The sequence below is a fragment of the Campylobacter sp. LMG 17559 genome, from assembly GCF_024723605.1.
GTDB lineage: Bacteria > Campylobacterota > Campylobacteria > Campylobacterales > Campylobacteraceae > Campylobacter_D.
The window spans coordinates 1-4,068 of the sequence record NZ_JANQCZ010000029.1 but is presented as its reverse complement, the minus strand read 5'-3'; the positions used below and the strand labels follow the sequence as shown (position 1 = coordinate 4,068).

Genomic DNA, 4,068 nt, shown 5'->3' with positions numbered 1-4,068 from the left:
CTCAAAAAGGATTAATTATGAAAAAATTAGCAAACCACATCATACTTTCAGGCGTAACAGTATCAATGTTATTTTCTCCACTAATGGCTTTACCTAGTGGAGGTAAATTTACTCATGGGACTAGTGGAAAGATAGAAACATCTGGCAATACTATGAATATCACTGGAACGACAGCAAGTGGTAATCATGTTATCCAATGGGGTGGTGGCTTTAATATAGGCGCTGGTGAAAGAGTAAATTTTAAAGGTGATGGGCAAAACTACTTAAACATTGCTCATGGCACAGGTAAATCTACTATAAAAAACATACTAGATGCAGGTGGTAATAATGTCTTTTTAATTAATCCTAATGGGGTAATTATAGAAAAGAGTGGATCTATCATCAATGCTAATCGCTTTGTGGCTTCTACTTCGTCGATGAGTGATGGGGATATGTGGAAATTTGCTAAATCTACACAAGCACAAGCTGCAGCTTTTTCTCCAGTATTTAAACCACACAAAGCAGGTAATGTAGTAAATATGGGTAATATTAATGCTAAAAACGTTACTTTACAAGGTAATAAAGTAATGTTAAGTGCTGATACTAATTGGGACAAAGAACACAATGGCATTAAATTTGGAAAAGTCAATGCTGAAAATATAAACTTAGAGGGTAATGAAGTTTATGTTAATGTTGCTGGTGTAAATGCTAACAAAATACAATCAATAAATGTTGATGCTAAAACAAAAGGTTCTATGTATTTAAACGCTAGTGGATATTATTACAACCCAGATTCTTTTAAAGTGTTTAATAAAATAATCAAAAAAAATGGTAATTTTAAGGTAGATAAATATGTAGGTATAGGTTCTGTGCAAGATTGGTGGTATTTTGCTAAAGGGTGGAATGAAAACAAAGAAGGTTTTAGAGATACAGCTAGTGAGTATAGATTAACCGCTAATATCGATTTTAAAAAGCAAAACTATGCCAACTACTGGTTTGACTTAAATGGTGATGGTAAAAAAGATGCTAATGAATATACTAGTATGATAGTTGGCTATGATAATAAAAATTATTTTAATAAAATTTTTGATGGTCAAGGTTTTACTTTAAGTAATATCAATATAGATACAACAAGCTTAGAAAATAAGCCAGAATATTTAGGAATTTTTGGCGTATTAAGAGCCGCTACTTTAAAAAATCTTAATGTTGATTATAATCAAGGAAATATCATAGGTTCAAACGATGGCATTATTTACGCAGGTGGTATGGCTGGTATGATTATGGATGGAAGTGATGTAAGTAATATCACATTAAAAGGTATTAAAGAAATAAAAGCAGAATCAAAAAATCATATTAGTTATGTGGGTGGTTTTGCTGGCATTATTACAGATTGGGGTGGAGATTTAGATGATTGGGATGGTGTGGATTGCTATGATGATATTTGGTGCTATATGAAAGGAAGCTCATTTAACAACATAGCTCTTAGGGATATAGGTAAGATTTATGGCAAAGGTGATTTAGCCTATGTAGGCGGCTTTACCGGGGGTTTATGGTCTGGAGTTTATAATTATAGCAATATAGGACATAAATTTGATAATATTGTTTTGCATAATATTGATAGCATTATGGCAGAAACAGATACTGAAAGAGCAAGAGTTGGTGGTTTTGTAGGACTTATTTTTAATTCAACTCAAGGAGATTTTAGCGGAGATAGAATTAATGAGTTTAATCACATAGTATTAAATGATATTGATTTGATACAAGCTAAAAATAATGGAACTTATGATAACACAGATCTTCCTATTTGGATTAAAGATGATGCCAATGCAGGGGGATTTGTAGGATATTCAGGTGGTCAAAATTATTACTCTAATATAGTTTTAAATAATATTAAAAACATTCATAGTCAAAGCATTGAAAAAGCAGAAACAAGCTATGCTGGTGGTTTTATGGCTTATTCTGCAAGTACAGGGCAAATTTTTTCCAATATAGTTTTAAACAATATAGGTTCTGTTATAGCAGATGGAACAGGTTATATGGATGGCAAAACAAGAGCTGGTGGATTTGTTGCTGTTGATGACGAAGATAAGGATTTTTTTAAAAATATTTATATATTCTTTAGTCCTGATACAAAAATAGAAGCAAATGCCAAGGAAGGAAAAAAATATGCTGGACTTTTCCATGCTGTTTCTAGTACAGACTCTAAACATGAAAATATTTTTATATATCATCCAGAAAACATAAAAGAACAAGGAAGTATTGCCCCGATTGTAGAACTTAAAAAAATATCATACAAAAACGGGGAACACCAAGCCAAATACACCGAATTTAGAAATCAAATTAATAAAGATCTAAAAGATTATGGCTTGCATGAAGATAAAGATGGTTACTTTAGTTTCAATACTGATTTTAAAGTAAAACCAAGTGAAGATATCTTTAGACCTGATGTAGAAAAGATTAAAGATGAAACAGCTACTTTAGATCAAGGCGATTTAATTAGCAAAGATATATGGGATTATATTATAAAAGATATTGATAAGGTTCATTATAATATAGATATTAGATTATTAGCTAAATTACTAAGTGAATATAGTGATATATCAAATAAAACAGAAGATGAGCAGGTTAAGTTTGTAACCACATACTTAGGTGTAAAAGAAAATGATGCTAGAGCTTTATTGCAAAGTTTGAGCTTTTTAAATGCATACAAAGATCATGATATAAGCAAAGCTAAATTTACTAATGAAACAGTAAAAGCTAGTTTTGTAAAATCTTTTGAAAATGCTGATACTAAATTTAAAGATTTTAACAAAAATAAAAACAAACTGTATAACAATCTAAATGATCTTAATAAAAATATAGTATCAAAAGGTTTTGATATTGAATACTTACTTGATGAAAATCAAGAAAAATTAGCCAAATTTATAAAAGCTTATAATGATTATATAGTTTTAATAGAAAAAGGCTTGAAAAATGAAAATGATCCTGCATTTATAAATATTAAAAATACTATCATAAAGCTTAACAATGAAGCTAAAAATCTTTATGCACAATTGCTTGACTATAAAGATCAACTTCAATATTTTAAAGATAATAACGAATTTAAAAAAGTTATCATAGCTGGAGATTTTAAAACTATTCCTTTATTAATAACTCCTGATGTTAACAAACCTATCAATGGAGGTGGTGAAGATGGTGACTATGAAAAAATCTCTCGTCAAATAGCTGATTCTCAAAAACAAACACCTACCTTTGAATATGAAGAAGAAGAAACTGAGGAAGTTGAAGAATCTGCATTTAAACAAAAAGGCAAAACTTGTATAGTAAGTGATAATTATAAAACCATGAATCCTTGTGTAGTTGGGGGATTGTAAAAAACTTTGCTAGGATAGCTATATCCTAGCAATAATAACGAGTATATTAATGAATACTCGTATTAAATAATATTTTGATTAATCAATAATAAATATTAAAAAATAAAAACTCTTGATTTTAAAAATATATGAATAAAAGGAACAAACAACCATGAAAAAACTTTTACTTAGTACTATAGCAATTAGCTCTTTAGTCTATGCTAATAATGGAAGTATTACCATAGCTAAAAATGATATAGAAAAGGTTATAGAATTATCCCCTGATAGAAACCTCCCTCAAAACAAAGCTATCAAAGAAAATCTAAAAACCAAAGATGATTATGAAAAAGCTCAAGAAGCTAAAAAAGACTTTGAAGAAAAAAAGAAAGAATTAAAAGAAAAACTCAATCAAGAAGAGGAAGCTAATGAGGAAACTAACAATCAAACTAATAATGACACTACCAACCTAAATAACCAAACTAGTACTAATACTAACAATACAAACAATGATAAAACTAATACTAGTGTAAAAGATGAAACTAACAATTCTAACTCAACTAATAATAATACAAACAATCAAACCAATAATAATTCTAACACTAACTCTATTAACTCAAGTAATCAAACTAATACAAATACCACTAAAAAAGTAATAACCAAATACAAATTCATCATCACTAATGAAAACACTAGCTTTGAAAAGCTAGGTATTAAAGAAGAAGATTTACAAATACTC

1 protein-coding gene and 1 pseudogene are annotated in these 4,068 nt (G+C 29.1%); both read left to right on the top strand.

The window, feature by feature from the left end:
• Positions 1–17: 17 nt before the first annotated feature.
• On the top strand, positions 18–3,353 hold the full coding sequence (locus CAMP5082_RS08100) for a filamentous hemagglutinin N-terminal domain-containing protein (RefSeq protein ID WP_337206417.1): 3,336 nt from the start codon (positions 18–20) through the stop codon (positions 3,351–3,353).
• A gap of 151 nt (positions 3,354–3,504) precedes the next feature.
• Positions 3,505–4,068, top strand: a pseudogene (locus CAMP5082_RS08095) (hypothetical protein); the annotation flags it as partial.